The organism is Segatella copri (assembly GCF_019127135.1).
Classification (GTDB): Bacteria; Bacteroidota; Bacteroidia; order Bacteroidales; family Bacteroidaceae; genus Prevotella.
The window spans coordinates 1-18,109 of sequence record NZ_JAHOEA010000008.1 but is presented as its reverse complement, the minus strand read 5'-3'; the positions used below and the strand labels follow the sequence as shown (position 1 = coordinate 18,109).

Below are 18,109 nucleotides of genomic sequence, written 5' to 3'. Positions count from 1 at the left end.
TACACGGAGGCTTGCGCTATGAGTTTTTTAAGTTGCGCAAGTCAAAAAGTCCGTGTAATCCGTGCCTAAAAAAAATTAAAACTTTGTCATGAACTCCACAACAATCTTATCCTTTTCTGAAACTTTAGCTATACCACCTTTACGATAGAAATATTTCTCGTAGTTGATACGGATATCAGAGATGAATGGCTTGGCAAGACTCAGGGTTACACCGCCCGTAACACGATGGCGCTTGTAATCATTAATCTTCAATACACCCAGTTCTGTATCAGAACCGCCATATCTTGTACCATCACTGTGGTCGCTCATGAAATCATATCTTGCCAAAGGAGAAACCTTCCTGATGAGACTCTTAGGATTAGCCACCGGAATATCATAGCAAACAAAACCATCGAATGCATGCACATCGTGGAAGGCATCCTTGCTGTAATGTTTGTAAAGATACTCTACCTCAGCTATGAAACCACCCTTGTGGAAGGTGATACCGCCATCATACATCGTTACCGTAACATCAGATGGCTTGATCTTCTGGGTACTCAACACCAGATTCACATTCGGAAAGAGGAACTGAGCCTTGGCAGAATAGTTAACGCCCTTGGTCCAGTAATCCTTCTGGTTGGTCAAGCCAGAACCGTTGAAGATACCGGCATTCACTACGATTGGGAAACCTACATTCCAGGTGTATCCGATTTCAGCACCCACGTCGCGCACGTTGCCCACCTGCTTGGCGATGAACGAACGGTTGGCGAAGTACTGCTGATGAGGAGAACGGTGAGCATCAATTGTGAATGGCACGCGCTCCTGACCGATGGTGAACTGCAGTGTCTTCCAAGGCTTGATGCGGGTATAAGCGTCAAGCATCTTAATCTTACCCTCATCACAGAGATCAATCTCAGCCTTATAACTAACCTCCTTTGTTACATTTCCTGCTACATTGATACGGGCCGTACGCACCTCAAATCGTCCCTCCCCTTCTTCGGTTTGGTATTCATACTTAGAACGGATGGTTCCACCTATCTTCATCGTCTTTACGAATTCAGGCGCATCGTTTCCAAGAGAACTCTTTTCTGAGTTTTGGGCATTCATTCCCATCGACACCATAGCGAGTGCCATCAACAGATACGTTTTCTTCTTCATTTTCACCTTATTATATATATACCTTAATTGATTGTTACCAACAAGAAAGCAATCCCGTTATGAATTGAAATTCAACAAGATGCCATTCTATTTCTTTTCGGCTGCAAAGATAAGGATAAAATGTTTCTTTCACAAAACATAAGTGTTACAAATGTGTTACATTGCCTGTTTACAAAGCGTGTAATATGATTGTAATGCCCGTAATACCGATGTAACATCATCGTCATAAACATGTAACCATCTTTTCGCTCTAGTTTAAAAATATCGCCGTACCTTTGCAACCGAAAAGAAATACAATTAACATAATATGATTATATGAAGGAAAATAAAAAAGCGATTTTGGAGATTCTCAAGAAGAAGTCCAAGAAAGACGGTAAGTTTGAAAACTTGGTTCTCAACCTCGCCTTACAGAAGATTGACAGCGATAACTTTGAGTTTGACGGCGGGGCAGTATATACCGCCGACAAGAAGCGCTTGGTTTACTACATGAACCATGATGCCAGTTTTACGATTCCTGAGGGAGTAGAGATTATCGGAGAGATGGCATTCCGTGGAAAGAAACAACTGGCTCATGTCATCATCCCTAGTACGGTGAAGGAGATTGAACATGATGCATTCTATGATTGTGATGAATTGGATAACATTTATGTACCTGCCAGCGTGAAAGCTATCAAAGCATATGCTTTCGCTGAATGCGACAAACTGAAGAAGATTACTTTCGCTGGAACTCCAGACAAGTTGAGCCGTCATATTTTCGATGACTGCGACCTGTTGCACGACATCATCGTTCCTGCCGGCAGCAGCAAGTTCTTCCGTAAAGAGCTTCACTTCATCAACGGAGATACTGATTTCCTCGTTCTGGAAGTACCAGGCAAAGACTCTAAAGAATCTTCTAAGAACAAGAAGGACGAGAAAGTTTCTGAAAAGAAAACTAACGCAGAGAAGAAAGAAAAGACTTCTGAAAAGAAGACAGTAGAAGAAAATGCAGAAAAGAAAGAAACTTCTGCAAAGAAGGATAACAAGGCCAAGAAAGAGCCTGTAAAAACAAAGTAACTCTATATATTAGCAAACGATTATGACCAAAGAAGAATTACTCAAAAAGGCATACGTAGAACGTGATATTAGTTGGATGTACTTCAACCATCGCATTCTGCAAGAAGCAGAGAAAGAGTACGTCCCATTGTTGGAGCGTCTCTCTTTTCTAGGAATTTATTCCAATAACCTTGACGAGTTCTTCCGTGTCCGCGTGGCATCACTCAACCGCATGCTCGACCAGAAGCTCGACAAGGATACCGAACAGCAAATTAAGAAATCACTTAAAACAATAAATAAACTCAATGAATATTATTCAAAAGAATACACTGAGGCGGTGGATACGGTTTTCCGAGAGCTTGAAGTACACAAGGTTCGCCTGCTCACCGAAGACCAGCTCAACGACGAGCAGAAGGATTTCCTCACGCAGTTCTTCTACGACAAGCTCAATGGCTCTGTCAACCCTATCTGGCTCAACGAGATAGACGACCTCTCTACCCTGGAGGACAACCGCATTTACCTTGCCGTAGAAAAGGCTGAGAATGACAAGAAGAAGAAATATGCCGTAGTAAAGGTACCGGATAGAGTTTACGGACGCTGGGTGAAGGTACCGGCAAGCGAGGGTTTCGACAACATCATGTATCTCGATGATGTAATCAGATACTGTCTGCCTCTGGTATTCCTCGGTTTCAAGGAGAGCACCTACCGTGCCTTCAGTTTCAAGTTTACCAAGGATGCCGAAATGGAGATGGACAATGATGCCGACTTCGGAACCATGGAGAAGATTGCCCTGGGTGTAAGCAGCCGTAAGAAGGGTGAAGCCGTGCGCGTAATCTACGATCAGGAGATGCCGAAGGAACTTCAGAAGAAACTGCGTGAGCGATTGAACACCAAGGAGTTGGATGCTTCATTGGCTGGCGGTAGATACCAGAACCACAAGGACCTAATGTCGTTCCCAGATTGCGGACACAAGGAACTGAAGTACGAAAAATGGGCTCCTATCATGAAACCGGAATTCCTTTCCAACGAGAGCATCCTCGACCAGATTCGTGAGAAAGACCGTTTTATCCATGTACCCTACCATAGCTTCAACGGCTACATCCGTGTACTCCGAGAGGCTGCTACCAAGCCAGAGGTAAAGGCGATCAAGACCACCCTCTATCGTCTGGCTAAGGATTCAAAGGTAGTGAAGGCACTCATCACCGCTGCCCGCAACGGCAAGAAAGTAACAGCCGTAGTAGAACTTCTGGCACGTTTCGACGAGGAGAGCAACATCAAGTGGAGCAAGCGCATGCAGGAAGAAGGCGTGAACGTAATCTTCGGTGTAGAAGGACTGAAGATTCACTCCAAGCTGCTCTATATCGAGTCTAAGAAGGGCAACATCGCCTGCGTGGGAACCGGAAACTTCCATGAGGGCAATGCCAAGATCTATACCGACTATCTGATGATGACAGCCCGTACTAAGCTGGTAAACGAGGTGGCTAAGGTATTCGATTTCATCGACCGCCCATTCTCACCATTCCGATTCAACGAGCTCCTCGTATCTCCAAACTCCATGAAGAGCCGCATCCTGCGCATGCTCGACACCGAAATCAAGAATGCCAACGAGGGCAAGGAGGCTTGGGTGAAGATGAAGATCAACCACATCACCGATACCGATATGGTAACCAAGCTCTATCAAGCTTCAAAGGCTGGCGTGAAGATAGACATCGTGATCCGCGGCAACTGTTCGCTGGTGCCAGGCATCGCCAAGCTCAGCGACAACATCCACTGCGTGGGCATCATCGACCGCTATCTGGAGCACAGCCGCATCCTCATCTTTGCCAACGGAGGCAAGCCAAGATACTTCATCGGTTCTGCCGACTGGATGCCTAGAAACCTCATCAACCGCATCGAGGTTCTCACCCCGGTATATGATGAGGATATGCAGGCAGACCTGCTCCGCACCATCTCATACGGTATGAGAGATACGATGAACGGCCGTGTAGTAGATGGCAAGGGCGGCAAGGAATTTGTAGAAGGCGAGCCATTCCGAAGTCAGGAAGAACTTTATAAGGCATATAAATAATAAAGCATATAAATAATGATGAATTTAGCATCCATTGATATCGGCTCCAACGGAGCCCGACTCCTCATCAAGCGCTTCGATCCCGAGGCAATCCGAGAGGAAGACCGCATCAAGAAACTCATGTTCATCCGCATCCCATTGCGATTGGGTAAGGATGTATTCACCCTGGGAAAGGTTTCCAAGGAGCGTGAGAAGATGATGCTCCACATGATGAAGGGCTTCAAGCAATTCATGAAACTCAATGACGTAGAGGCATTTCGCGCCTGTGCCACTTCAGCCATGCGCGATGCCGAGAACGGCAAGAAGGTGCTCAAGAAAATAGAGAAGCAAACCGGCATCAAACTCGAAATCATCAAGGGGCAGGAGGAGGCACAGCTCCTCTACAACAACCTGGTAGAGAAAACAGACTCCAACGAGGGCTGCTTTGCCTACATTGATGTGGGCGGTGGTTCCACGGAGGTAAGTATCATCCACGATGGTGTTCTCGCCGAGAGCTATTCCTACAACATGGGTACTCTGAGAATGCTGAGCGGCAAGGTGACTGCCGAAACCAAAAAACTCTTCAAGGAGAACCTGGCGAGATATGCTGAGCAATACGGCGACATCAAGATCATCGGTTCGGGTGGCAACATCAACAAGTTGAACAAGCTGGCACGCCACAGCAAGCAGGACTCCAAAAACCTGACGCTTGCCGAACTGAAGCGTCTCTACTCGATGATGCAACCCCTGAGCATCGAGGAGCGCGAGATTTCCTTCTCTCTGAAGGAAGACCGTGCCGACGTCATCATTCCTGCCGCTGAGATTTTCCTCAAGGCATGCGAATACCTGAAGTGTGAAAGCATCATGGTGCCCAACATCTCGCTCGCCGACTCCATCGTAGATGGACTCTATGAGAAGATGATGGCAAAAACAGAGGAATAAACCACTTCATCCGCAAATAAAATAAAAGATATGTCTATATCTCAAATTTTTATGCTATCTTTGCACGGAAATGTGCGAAGGTAGCATTTTTTTGTTTACCTTTCGCCTCTTCTTGCATCATACACATAAAAAGGAAAGAAATGAAGAAACTAGAAGATATAACCTATCGCCACGAGCTGATAGAGCGCTACCTCGATGCTGATACCAGCGTGGAGGAAGAACAGGCATTGGCTGATTTCTATCGCCATTGCAAAGATAAGGATTTAACGGATGAGGATCTCGACATCAGAAACCTGATGCTGGGAATGAAGAACTATACTCCAAATATTCATCAGGTGGAAGAAGCTGATGGACAGCCAGACATGAAAGAGATACCACTTGGAGTCTCAAAGAAGCACGAAACAAGATGGGTACGCCTCTCTGCGATACTTCTCGCTACGGCGATGCTGGCAGGCCTCATCTTCCTGCTCTTCCCTATCAAGGATTATTTCTCATCCTCTTCTGAACAACAACCTGGTTTCACCAACCTGATTCCTACAGAGCAGGTGGTTCGCTCGCAGCCATCTTCTAAAGATGGAAACGAGCATCTGAATGCGTACGAAAAGATGGAACGTGCCGACTCCCTCTTCCTGGCTGCAACCCAGGATATCGTGACTCCACAGGAAATGAAGACAAGCAAGATATCCCTTACCAAAAGAAAGAATATCGCAGGAAGAAGTGAGAACCATACAGGGAAGACTGCAGGAAATACAGAAGAGACCTCTTCTGACAATAAGGAGAAAACTTCCGGCAATGCCGAAAAGACCTCTTCTGAAACAGAAAGAAGCATTCATGAAGATTTCAATCAGATTTATGAAGTAGCCTCTGCCGCCCTGCCTTCTGCAGAGCAGCTTACCATCAACCGCCAAGGCGATAACATCGTTATCTCAACCCTGGACAACGACGGCAACATGCAGCATTACACCATCAATATCAAAGAAACACAAGATGGTAGTTATCAGCTACTTCCATTGGCACAGTTAAACGAATGATAAAACATTTCACGCTTATGAAAAAGTATATTTTCACCATTGCATTTGCCCTGCTGGGCATAACCAGCAGTATGGCATCCAAGGCAGATACCCTGCGTATCTACAGCATCGACGGCGAGCGCATTCCAAACTTCACCGGCAAGGAACTCATCGGTAAAACCATCAAGAATTACCAGGTAAACACCAACGTCCTGCCGGCACCCAAAAGAGATGTGATAGAGAGTCATATCATCACCACTACCACACCTCCTGCCCCCAAGCCAGCCCCTCACTATCTGATCAAGGGCAGAGAGCAGGAGCTGACTAAAGAGGAATTCAACAAGATTTCTCCCAGCAAGATCAGAGCCATCGAAATCTTGAAAGAGGGCACCAAAGCCATTCAGGAAAGAGGCCTGAAAGAGGATGGCAGAAGCTACATCATCGTTACTCTGGAGAAATAACAGACAAAACGTATCCCTTTTTCTTCAGCGACTCAATCTTAACGGTCGCATCATGCTGAAGAGCATGGCGGAGATACGTCATCTGCACATTCACAGCCAGGGAGTTGGCATAGCTCACGGTACCCCACACCGCCTCCTGTATCATCTCCTTGCTTACTACATTGCCGATATTCTTCGCCAACAGACGGAGGATGTCGGCTTGTCGGCTGGTGATGAGCACACGAGAGGAACGGGTACGAAGCTCATTGTTGTTATAGCAGAAGGTGGTTTCTCCGAAATGATACACCTCCTCTTCTATCGTCTCACTCTCATTCATGGAGAACCGCTCCTCTATTCTTGCCAGCAACTCTTCCGGATAGAAGGGTTTGGCAAGATAATCGTTTGCCTTCAGGGAGAAACCTTTCAGTCGATCGTTCTTCTCCGTACGGTCGGTGAGAAAGAAGATAAGCACCTTCGGGTCGATGGCTCTGATGCGCTCAGCCACCTCATAGCCATCCATCTCCGGCATATTGATGTCGAGCAATACCAGGTCGGGCTTCACCTCCGGGAACTGCTCCCATGCCTTCTTGCCATTGCCGGCATAAGTCACATCGTAGCCATGCTGCTGCAGGAAACTCTTCAGCAACATAGAATACTTCAAGTCATCGTCTGCAAATAATATCTTGATCATTTCTTCTGTTGTTTATAGCGTTAAACCGGATGCATCAGGAGTGCTGCGGGATGACAATCGAAATCCTGGTTCCCTTGCCCACTTCGCTCTGCATCATTTTCCTGCCCCCATGGGCCTTCACAATCATATCAACAAAACTCAAACCCAAGCCGATGCCTGGCTGCATCATATCCGGGTAAGCATTGCTGCGATAGAACTTCGTCCAGACTCTCTGCTGTTCATCGGACGAGATGCCGATGCCATTATCTGATACAGAAATCATGACTTCCTCCTTCTCGGTATCTCGGCAGGCAACATGGATATTGACAATATCGCCGGAATACTTCACCGAGTTCTCCATCAGATTGCTGACCACATTCAGAAGCTGGTCTCTATCTCCCATCATCCTATCGGAAGTGCGCTGGTAATCGAGCAAAACATTCACCTCCTTCTGCCTGTTCTTTCGATAAAAAGCCACCAGATTCTGCAAGGCGGCATGGATATCGAAAGACGTTATCTGGAGCGGGATATGTTCCTCTGCCCTGATTACTTCACGGAGTTTGGCGAGATAGGCGGTCAGGTTATCGCTCTCCTCTCTAACCGTCTCCATGATGAGAGCATTCTCATCCTTCTCGTCAGTCTTTTGAGCAGAGAATACGGATACACACATCTTCAGCGTCTGCACGGGGCGCTTCAGCTCGTGAATCATCGTATGCACAAAGTCGCTTCGCATCTTATCCACCTTCTTCTGCAGGAGCATCACCTTGATGAGATAAGCTATGCTCAGGAGAAGCATGATGGTAACCAGCAGACTTCCTATCATCTGCCACATCATTCCCTTCAGGATGGGCAGCATCAGCACCTGCATCCTCATCTGCATCGACTGATACCGGATAGGATTGAAAGGCACTTCTACCAGCATTTCGTGATGAAACAAGGTAGGAGGCTCTACGATTCTTGTCTGCCACAGACGATGTTTTCCCGTCTTCATCTCTGCCCCGATGAAATCATTGCCCAGTTTCCTACTGACGAAACGATTAAAATGCGCCTTGTCAAAACGGGTAAGCTGGTAAGTGATGTAAGTATTCAGGCAATCAAAAGAATTATTGGAATCCGTCTCACGCAAATCGAAAGTATCTCTCTTCTCCATCACGTTACCGAATCCCGGCTTGCGATACACCACTCCACCAATGATTGTATCCGTATCCAGCGGAGAGCAAACCGTAGTACAGGGACCCTTGAAGTCTGAAAAATATGCCGAGACGACATAACCGATATGTGATTTTTCTTTTACCGCCGCTCCGATATTTGTCAGATAGGCAATAATCGCCTGTTCCGCCTTTTCGGCGTTTTTCTTCCCCATCTCTCCCATCGAATAGGTCACGCTATTGTAGAGCCAATAGGTCTGCAAGCCTATCAGCAGGAAAGAGGAAAGGATGGCGAGCAGCCAGACTTGTTTGATTCTTCTATTCATATCATTTTTTCTTTTTTCGATGCAAAGGTACGAAGATTTCACTATATATAAAAGGTGAAGCAAGATTATTTTGCCAGCGTAATGTTTCAGTAATGATTATTTGCGATTTTGAGCCCGAAAAGCTGTTCCTTTGCAAACGAAAACAAAAACAAGGAAGAAAATGAAGAAAGAAACAGTTTTATGCGCGATGCTAGCCACCGCCACCTGTGCAACTGCACAAAATGCGAAATTCCCAGCATCCGGAGTTTCCACTGACTCGGTACAGACTGAAAAAGATTCAATCAAAGCTGATAAGGAGGCCGAGATTCAAGCCGTAACCGTAACAGGTCATCGCCCGATGTACAAGATGAGAAACGATGCCCTGGTTACCCGTGTCCGCAATACTCCTTTGGCAAAGGAGCCAACGCTGGAAGATGTATTGAAGCACATACCCGGCATGAAACAAACCTCCGATGGAACTCTGGAAGTAAACGGACTGGGAGCACCCACCATCTATCTCAACGACAAGAAGGCTACCTCTGCCGAACTCTCTCATCTCGATGTGAAGCTGATAGATGAAATAGAACTCATTACCACTCCTGGTGCAAAATATGATGCAACGACGGGAGCCGTACTGAGAATCCTGACGAGAAGAACAGACGAGGGTATATTCGGCAAGATGCAGGTGTATGATAAGTTGAGCGAGGTGAACACCAACCACGAGGAATTGACCCTGGGTTGGGTAACGAAGAAGATTTCGCTCACAGGATTTTACGGTTACACAGACAACCGATACAATGTGCATCAGCCACAGGAAGCGCTCGTAAGAGCCAAAGATGGCGAATATCTCTTCGGAACCGACCGCCATGGCAAGAACAAGGCAAATTATAACACTACGGAACTCAACTTCGACTGGTTGCTCAGCAAGCAGCACGAAGTGGGAATACAATGGGAAGGGCTTTGGCTGAATGGTGGCAGAAGCGAGAAACAGCAGCAGTACTATCGCTATCCTAACCCAGCAGGAGAAGATACAAACAGCGAGATGAAACTTTCTGATGCGGATGGCAAGATGAAGTATTTCGATGCGGAGAGCCAGCAATGGGGACACCAGCGCAGTCACCACTTCAACCTCTTCCATCTGGCTAAATGGTCGAAGCATTTCTCATCACAGATCTATCTGGACTATGCAAGGAACAAGGATTCTGACAGACAGCCTATCACGGAGAAAGAAGGTAGCGAGATGCAGGAAACCCTCAACCGCTCTAATTCCAACTACGATATCTATAGTGGAAGATTCGAAGTCAAACAACTCTTCTCAGACAAACATTCCATCAACTATGGTGGCGAATGGAGCCTGATGGAAGGCAAGGGTAGAACCGAAAGTTCTGCCGATATGCTTGGAACTACGGAATACAAAAACCACGATACCAAGACGGCAGCTTACCTGCAATATCAAGGTGAAGCTGGCAGATGGAGCTGGTGGGCAGGCATCCGATACGAGCATCTCACCTCCCGATACACCAATCTGTCGGAGAAATCTCCCGACAATATGGAGCGTCATTACGACCAGTGGTTTCCATCATTCGGTATCACTCTCAAAGAACCATCGTGGCATCACTCGCTCAGCTTCCGCACTACCACCGCCCGACCTTCTTTCAGTCAGCTCAGTGGGAACATCTACTATATCTCGCGCTTTCAGTATCAGATTAGTAATCCGAAGCTGCAGCCTGTCAACACCTATCGTCTGACCTACTCGGTGCAATGGAAAGATTTCATGGGAATGCTGAGATATACCCGTATCGACCACTCCATCATGTACGTGCATGAAGTGCCGGAAGACAAGCCCGTAAGATACGTGAGTACATTCATGAACTTCAACAAGATGCAGAAATACATGGCCTATCTCAACTGGGGGCACGTCTTCGGCTGCTGGCGTCCGAATGCCCATGCAAGCATCACTTACCAGCGCTTCTCCGTAAATGATCATGGAGAGCTAATCAGTTACAACGGAGCAACTTGGAATGCATCGTTTGACAATTACTTCACGCTACCAAACGACTATCAGCTGTCGCTCTCCTACAGTTTTGACAACGGAGGACAAGTGGGCAAAACGAAGTTCAGCCCCACTCAGAACTGGAGTCTTGGTGCCAACAAATCGTGGATGGACGGCAGATTACAGGTTGCCTTCAGTGCCAACGACCTCTTCCATCAGCAGCTCTTCAAGGAGCGAACCCACGAGCATGCCGTTGACTTCTCCCAGACTGAGGATTACAAGCTATGGAGCTACAAGTTGACCGTAACCTGGAAATTCAACAAGCGCAAGGGAAGATACAACGGCATGAACAGTGCGGAAGATGAATTGAACCGACTATAGCCGGACAAGACTCTCTTATCTTAATGATCTTTATAATTTCAAGTATCCGGGTTATCCCACTCCCAGCAGTTCTACTTCGAATATCAGGGTAGAACCGCCTGGGATGCCCGGCTGCGAGAACTTGCCGTAGCCCATCTCGGCAGGGATGTAAAGTTCCCACTGGTCGCCCACGTGCATCTGCTGCATGGCAACAATCCAGCCATCTATCAGGTCGCTCAATCGCATAGCGAACGGCGTACCGCCACGGCTGGAATCAAACTTCTTGCCGTTGATGGTCCAACCGGTGTAATGGGCCGTCACGATGCTGCGTCGGCTAGGCTGTGCTCCCTTCGGGTCGCCTTGCTTCAACACCTTATAATATATACCACGAGGCAGCGCCATAACGCCCTCCTCCTTTGCCTTTTCCTCCAGCCAACGCTTGTTGGCCTCAACATATTCTCTTTTTGCCATAAATCTATTTGATACTTGATATACTATGATTTTTGCGCAAAGTTACAAAAATCTATCGTATCTGCAAAAGAAAAAGGGGAACTTTTCTTCTTTTATCAAAGAAAAGCAGTACCTTTGCACCCTAATCAACCCAAAATACGATATGCCACAGACACTACATATTGCAATTATTGGTGGGGGTGCTGCAGGATTCTTTGCGGCGATAGAGACCAAGCGCAACTTCCCTCACGCCGACATCACGATTTTCGAGAAGAATTCGAAGGTTCTCGCCAAGGTGGAATTTACGGGAGGAGGAAGATGCAATCTTACCAATTCCTTTGAGGAGATTTCCGACCTGAAACAGGCGTACCCCCGCGGACATAAACTGATGAAGCGACTCTTCAAGAGATTTGACTACCAGCATGCCTTCAACTGGTTTGAGGAGAACGGCGTGCCACTGGTTACGCAGGAAGACCAGTGCGTGTTTCCGCAATCTCAGGATTCGCACAGCATCATCGACTGTCTGGTGAATACCGCCAAGCGACTGGGCGTGAAGATACAATGCAATCATCAGCTCACCGCCATCACCGAACTGGAGGATGAGCGCCTGCTCCTGGATTTCAAGATTTCAAAAGAAAAGGGAAATCTATCGGGTGCATCTTCTGCCTCTTTTCAGAAAGCATCTTCTGCCTCTCATCCCTTTTCTGAAATCAGGCAGATTGCCTTCCACCGGGTAGCCATCACCACGGGCGGTCATCCGAAAATAGAGAACTTCAAGCATCTCTCAGACTTGGGACATGCGATAGAGCTGCCTATCCCATCGCTCTTCACCTTCACCATCGCCGACAAGGCTTTCAAGAACCTGATGGGCACGGTGGTAGAGCCTGTATATACCAGCATTCCGGGCACTAAACTGAAGGCAGAGGGTCCGCTCCTCATCACCCATTGGGGCATGAGCGGTCCTGCCGTGCTGAAGCTCTCATCCCATGCAGCCCGCTATCTGCACGAGAACAACTATCAGATTAAGATTTCCGTAAACTGGGTACACGAGAGCAACCGCTCGCTGGTGGAAGAGAACATCCAGGGCATCATCATCGCCAACCCGCAGAAGCAGCTGGCAAGCATCCGCCCCTACAATCTGCCATCCCGCCTCTGGCTCTTCCTGATTCAGAAGATGGGATATGCACCCGAAAAGAAATGGAGCGAAATGGGAAAGAAGGGTTGCAACCTGCTGATAGAAACCCTCACCAACGACCTCTATCAGGTAAACGGCAAGGGAGCCTTCAAAGAAGAGTTTGTTACCTGCGGCGGCATCAGCCTCAGCAACATCGACCTGCATACCCTGGAGAGCAAGGTGTGCCCTCACCTCTTCTTTGCCGGCGAAGTGCTCGACATCGATGCCATCACCGGCGGCTTCAATCTGCAGGCCGCCTGGACCACGGGATATGTGGTGGGACAACACATAGGAGAATAAATAAAACTTTTCTCCCAAAAAACTTGCCATATCAAATAATTATTGTACTTTTGCAGTAAGATTTAAAAAAAAGAAAGATTATGGCAACAAAACTATATCCTTTAGGCATACAGACTTTCGAACGAATTCGAGAAGAAGACAAACTGTATATCGACAAGACGGAATACATCTACCGCATGGCTCACACCAACGGTAAATATTTCTTCTTGAGCCGACCACGCCGTTTCGGAAAGTCGTTATTGGTCTCCACCTTCAAAAACTATTTTGAGGGAAAGAGAGACTTGTTCAAAGGACTTGCCATCGAAAAGCTGGAGAAGGAATGGACAGAATATCCAGTGCTGCATTTTGACCTAAGCGGAGGCAAGCACATGGAAAAGGACCAACTGGAGAGATACCTCGGTTTCATCCTGGAAATGGAAGAGAAAAAATGGGGTATCACCCAACCGCAGATTGATGCCAACAACAGACTGACAGAACTCATCTATACGGCATACGAGAAAACAAGGAAACAGGTGGTTGTACTCATCGACGAATATGATGCGCCCATGCTTGACGTGGCACACGAACAGGAGCAACTGGATACTCTGCGAAACATCATGCGCAACTTCTTCAGTCCTCTGAAATTCTGCGAAGCAAAACTCCGTTTCGTCTTCCTTACCGGCATCACCAAGTTCTCGCAGGTAAGCATCTTCAGCGAATTGAACAATATCACCCTCATCTCTATGGACAAAGATTATGCAGGCATCTGCGGCATCACCCAGGAAGAACTGCTTACCCAAATGCAGGAAGATATTGATATGCTTGCGAAATCACAGGATTTGACAAGAGAGGCAACCATCGCCAAACTGAAGGAACACTACGATGGCTATCATTTTGCCAAGGTATCACCGGATGTCTTCAATCCTTACAGTCTGCTCAATTGCTTTGCAGAAAAAGAATTCGGCTCCTATTGGTTCTGTTCGGGTACCCCTACCTATCTCATCAATATGCTGAATAAGTTTGAGGTACTGCCCAACGAGATAGCTCCTACAGAAGCACTGGAATCAGCCTTCGATGCCCCGACGGAAAAGATGAAGACCATTACCCCACTACTCTATCAGAGCGGATACGTCACCATCAAGGATTACGACAAGGATACACAGCTCTATACCCTCGACATCCCGAACAAGGAAATAAGAGTAGGACTGTTTGACAATCTCCTGCCCAACTATGTGGATGGCAAGAGTGCCCAGCAAGGCGGCGTTACCATCGCCAAGATGGCATCCCTTATCCGCAAGCAAGATATGGATGGGGCTCTGCAGCTTCTGCAGGATTACTTCGAAACCATTCCGTATTGCCATGTAACCAATCACGAGGGACATTATCAGCAGATGCTCTACATCATCTTCACCCTGCTCACGGGATTTGTTCTGGATGTGGAAGTACATACACCAAGAGGAAGAGTGGATATGGTTCTGCTTACCCAGACCGACCTCTATCTCATTGAGCTAAAGCTCAACAAGAGTGCCCAGGCTGCCATGCGCCAGATGAATCTGAAGAACTACCACAAGCGCTTTGCCCTCTGTGGCAAACCTATCACAAAGGTAGGCATCAACTTTGACAGCACTACGGGTAGCATCAAAGATTGGATTATCGAAAAAGCATAACTTTACAGATATCTCACTTCGAAACAAAATCTTTCACGATGCGGGTATATTCCTCGTGATGGTCGCGATATGCCATAGCATGAACGGAGCCTTTGGCGATGAAGATGGCTTTACGGCCCTTCGTCTTTGCCTCATAAAGCGGATGAAGCATGGCGTAGGGCACGAAGGCATCCTTATCGCCATGGATAAAGAGCATCGGTTTGGTACTCTTGCGAACCTGCTCTATCTGCTGAGCCTCGGCAAACGACCAGCCGTAGCGATGCTGGCAAAGGGCGGAAGTGGTATTCATCAGCGGGAAGGAAGGCAAGCCAAACTGGTCTTTGAGCTGAGCGGAAAACTCATCCCACACGCTTGTATAGCCGCAGTCCTCCACAAAGCACTTCACGTAATCGGGAGTCTTCTCTCCCGATACTGCCATCGTGGTTGCCGCACCCATCGAAATGCCGTGAATCACCTGACGGGTATTCTTCACTCTTCGGTCATCCCCCTTCACTCTCTGTCCTTCACCCTTCACTCTAAAAATCTCATTGGCGATTTCCGACCACCTGATCACATCCCATCTATCCTTCCATCCCATCTGGATATGGTTGCCCTCGCTCTCTCCATGTCCATACAGATCTGGCAGGAGCACATTATACCCCATATCGTGATTATAGAGATAGGCGATGTGCAGCATTCCCTCGGAGCGCACCTGATAGCCATGCACCACCACGGCAGTCTTTTCCGTAGTTTTCGGTGCATAGAGATAGATGGCATGGGCCTTGTAGCCAGACGGCATCACGACAAAGGTATCCTTCACACAATGGTGCTGATACACAGAGTCCATCCAGCCAATCATCCAGGGACACTCATTCTTCATCCTATTCTTCCAATGCTCAGCTGTCATTCTCTCCTCCTTCGGATAGTTGAGCGAATAATTGAGCATATAGTTGCTGGCGCCATACAGTCCCAGCATCACGAGCACCACCAAGCCCAAAGCCGAAGCGATGCCTATCTTTCTTATCTTTTCCTGTTTCATCTTCATTCTTATTGCTATTAAAAATATCTATTATAGAGTTTCCGCTGCAAAATTAAGGAAAAAGATGGAAATGGCAAAGAAACGGAGGGAAAAATCCTGTTAAATTGAAGCATAAAGCTGCATTTATAAGGGTATATGAACTACGACAAACAATCGATAAGCATATCCCAGAAAGGATAGAGTTTAAACAGTTACAATCTATCCATTTCCTTTTTCCCTGCCCCTTTACCTTTATATTTTGTTTTAACTGTATTAAACTTATATCTTACGATACATTCCACTGCCCTTACAGACGCAGCCTTTTCAAGATAGACATCATTCATTCCGCTGAAAATGGTAAAAGTATTTTTGCGGGCAGTATTAAAGATGTCATTTGCAGACAACTTGACATTCCATTTTTCAGATAAATCCTTAGCCAAAGAAAGATTTATCTGTCCAACACTCCCCATCTTAATATTCTCACTATTTCCCTCACTACGCCAACTATAATTTACTGTCGCCATATAGTTGTTATGGAATTTGAAAATATTATTGAACTTAACTACAACCAAAGGATTGTCCACGTGCTTTATATTTCCTCTGTAATCAATCTTGTAAAATTGCGAGACAACACCACATGCCAATACAGGATAATAGCATTTCCAAAGGAATCCGGGCATAAAAGAAGCCATTATCTGTAAGTTAGACAGACTGTTTCTAGAATTTTCCTTTTTGAGCAAAGCAATAGTCTTCGCATCATCATAATATGTATATGATGTTATTATTTGGTTTTGCACCTTTTTATAATTAGCAGTTAATGCCAGCCAGCGATACCTCAAATTCAAAGAGATGTTGTCGCTATAGGATGGTTGCAAATACGGATTTCCACTTTGATAGAGATATTTATTAACATAGTGAACCGTGTTGCTCAACTGAGAGTACAATGGACGATAGCATTGTTTAGAATAGCTCAGCTGCACCATAGTTTTTCCAATGGGCAGAGACAATGAAGCAGTCGGGAAAAACTTATCATAAACATGTGACTGTTCGTGATTTTTTCTGCCCCCTATAAAATATTCACTGTTCACATGCTCATACCTGCCACCGATACGGAATATTACATTGCCTAGATGCTGCATAGTCTCAACGTAATATGCCATATTCTGCTCCTGTATTTTATTGTTCTCGCCAGCCATAATGCTATTTTCACTTTCTGAATTTTCCTCACGGCTACTATTGGTGAAATCTACTCCAAAGCTAAAATTACCTTTAAGAAATGGGTGTGACGCATATAATTCCGTTGCCATTAACCTAGCATGCCCAACATCTTTTATTCCGAAATCCTGATTGATGCCAGTCTGCTCTATAACGTTTTGATTTTCATGTGTTTTTTTCCACATTAAATCAAAAGTCATTTCCAAATTCCATTTTCCCCAAACCCCATGGCAATATCCATCTAACAAATGTTCCAAATCTCTTAATTTGATATCCTTGTATGCAGAAGTCTCACTTTCAATTACATCATCAGAATATAATGATGACATAATGCTCGAATTGGTCTTTGTTGGAGCATAAGACACTTGGTAAAATGCGCCAAATGAGAGTTTTGGAGACGAGGAAAAATCAAATCCCCATTTACCATCAATCAAGTTTGAGTGCTGTGTCGATTTCATAGTCGTATTCTGCTGATGATGTGACGAGAGCCATGAATTCTGAACATTTTTGCTAGAGTTCGTATCCTTGCCTTTCTCAAATCCCAACGTTCCAAAAACATCCAAATTGTCAATTCTATAGTTCAAGTCCAAATTGTCTTTGCCATACATATAATTACGACAACCAAAAGTAGCAATGTTATCAAAGGAGAAACCATCCCCAACCTTTTTAATGGTTGTTATCTTTATGATGGAACCTACGGTTGAAGCATAACGTGAACTTGGATTCGTTATAACTGTTATCTTATCTATTTGGTTAGCCTTCAATTGCTCAACTTCTATATTATTGCGGACAATACGTCCATTGATATAGAAGACTGGTTTTCCCCTGCCAAAAACTTCAATGGAACCATTATTATTCAGTACACCAGGCAACATACCCATAACATCTTTTGCAAAACCAAGTTCTTCCAAAACGGTACCTTTGACTTCTGTCACAAAGCCTTCGCTGTTCAACTTTGCCAAAGGGCGGGTTGCTCTAACAACAACCTCCCTTAATTGCAGAGTATCCTTTCCAAAATTTTGGTTAGCGATACCAGTCTGAGCCAAACAGATTTGAGCTAAAATCAAATGAAATATAATACCAACAAATCTTTTTACCTTAAAATCTAACATTTTCATCCGTTCCTATATCTTTTGTTTTATAAAACTCTATTCCACTCTTAACAAAGAGCTGTTTATATTCTTATTAACTGAAGTTTCGCAAGTGAATAAATATCAACTTGCTTGTTTATAAATATACATAT

14 protein-coding genes are annotated in these 18,109 nt (G+C 45.8%); 8 read left to right on the top strand and 6 right to left on the bottom strand.

What is annotated here, in order from left to right:
* Positions 1–75: 75 nt before the first annotated feature.
* Positions 76–1,137, bottom strand: coding sequence for a porin (locus KSW37_RS03555; RefSeq protein WP_217313345.1), 1,062 nt, complete (start codon positions 1,135–1,137; stop codon positions 76–78).
* A gap of 315 nt (positions 1,138–1,452) precedes the next feature.
* Between KSW37_RS03555 and KSW37_RS03550 the strand changes: the two genes are divergently transcribed.
* The 5 genes from KSW37_RS03550 to KSW37_RS03530 all read left to right on the top strand — a co-directional run bounded on the left by KSW37_RS03550 (position 1,453) and on the right by KSW37_RS03530 (position 6,629).
* Complete coding sequence (locus tag KSW37_RS03550; protein WP_217313344.1) at positions 1,453–2,190, top strand: leucine-rich repeat domain-containing protein; 738 nt, start codon at positions 1,453–1,455, stop codon at positions 2,188–2,190.
* 22 nt (positions 2,191–2,212) lie between these two features.
* Positions 2,213–4,237, top strand: a complete 2,025-nt coding sequence (locus tag KSW37_RS03545) for an RNA degradosome polyphosphate kinase (RefSeq protein ID WP_217313343.1) — start codon at positions 2,213–2,215, stop codon at positions 4,235–4,237.
* Between the two features lie 15 nt (positions 4,238–4,252).
* On the top strand, positions 4,253–5,158 hold the full coding sequence (locus tag KSW37_RS03540) for a Ppx/GppA phosphatase family protein (protein ID WP_217313342.1): 906 nt from the start codon (positions 4,253–4,255) through the stop codon (positions 5,156–5,158).
* Positions 5,159–5,298: 140 nt separating this feature from the next.
* The gene (locus tag KSW37_RS03535; RefSeq protein ID WP_217313341.1) at positions 5,299–6,189 is read left to right on the top strand and encodes a hypothetical protein; all 891 of its coding nucleotides are present in this window, start codon (positions 5,299–5,301) and stop codon (positions 6,187–6,189) included.
* 17 nt (positions 6,190–6,206) lie between these two features.
* Entirely contained in the window at positions 6,207–6,629 is a 423-nt protein-coding gene (locus KSW37_RS03530) for a hypothetical protein (RefSeq protein ID WP_217313340.1), read from the top strand.
* On the opposite strand, the gene KSW37_RS03525 is transcribed toward KSW37_RS03530, so the two are convergent.
* Together KSW37_RS03525 and KSW37_RS03520 are read right to left on the bottom strand one after the other, a co-directional pair.
* Positions 6,613–7,299 carry a response regulator transcription factor gene (locus KSW37_RS03525; RefSeq protein WP_118201233.1) on the bottom strand — a complete coding sequence of 229 codons (687 nt, stop codon included), beginning with the start codon at positions 7,297–7,299 and terminating at the stop codon, positions 6,613–6,615. The two genes, KSW37_RS03530 and KSW37_RS03525, sit on opposite strands and share 17 nt — an antisense overlap.
* A gap of 34 nt (positions 7,300–7,333) precedes the next feature.
* Positions 7,334–8,752, bottom strand: coding sequence for a sensor histidine kinase (locus tag KSW37_RS03520; RefSeq protein WP_217313339.1), 1,419 nt, complete (start codon positions 8,750–8,752; stop codon positions 7,334–7,336).
* A gap of 160 nt (positions 8,753–8,912) precedes the next feature.
* On the opposite strand from KSW37_RS03520, the gene KSW37_RS03515 reads away from it, so the two are divergent.
* A complete protein-coding gene (locus tag KSW37_RS03515; protein ID WP_217313338.1) occupies positions 8,913–11,105 on the top strand; it encodes an outer membrane beta-barrel protein in 2,193 nt (730 codons plus the stop codon).
* A gap of 51 nt (positions 11,106–11,156) precedes the next feature.
* Here KSW37_RS03515 and KSW37_RS03510 read toward each other — a convergent pair whose 3' ends face one another.
* Positions 11,157–11,555, bottom strand: a complete 399-nt coding sequence (locus KSW37_RS03510; RefSeq protein ID WP_022121977.1) for an FKBP-type peptidyl-prolyl cis-trans isomerase — start codon at positions 11,553–11,555, stop codon at positions 11,157–11,159.
* Between the two features lie 142 nt (positions 11,556–11,697).
* Here KSW37_RS03510 and KSW37_RS03505 point away from each other — a divergent pair, with 142 nt between their 5' ends.
* Positions 11,698–13,008: an NAD(P)/FAD-dependent oxidoreductase gene (locus tag KSW37_RS03505; RefSeq protein ID WP_217313337.1), complete on the top strand. Its 1,311-nt coding sequence runs from the start codon at positions 11,698–11,700 to the stop codon at positions 13,006–13,008.
* A gap of 80 nt (positions 13,009–13,088) precedes the next feature.
* A complete protein-coding gene (locus KSW37_RS03500) occupies positions 13,089–14,654 on the top strand; it encodes an ATP-binding protein (RefSeq protein WP_217313336.1) in 1,566 nt (521 codons plus the stop codon).
* Positions 14,655–14,667: 13 nt separating this feature from the next.
* Here the strand turns inward: KSW37_RS03500 and KSW37_RS03495 are convergent, their stop codons facing one another.
* Both KSW37_RS03495 and KSW37_RS03490 read right to left on the bottom strand, forming a co-directional pair.
* A complete protein-coding gene (locus tag KSW37_RS03495) occupies positions 14,668–15,678 on the bottom strand; it encodes an alpha/beta hydrolase (RefSeq protein WP_254881132.1) in 1,011 nt (336 codons plus the stop codon).
* Between the two features lie 185 nt (positions 15,679–15,863).
* The gene (locus KSW37_RS03490; RefSeq protein ID WP_217313334.1) at positions 15,864–17,978 is read right to left on the bottom strand and encodes an outer membrane beta-barrel family protein; all 2,115 of its coding nucleotides are present in this window, start codon (positions 17,976–17,978) and stop codon (positions 15,864–15,866) included.
* Between the last annotated feature and the right edge of the window lie 131 nt (positions 17,979–18,109).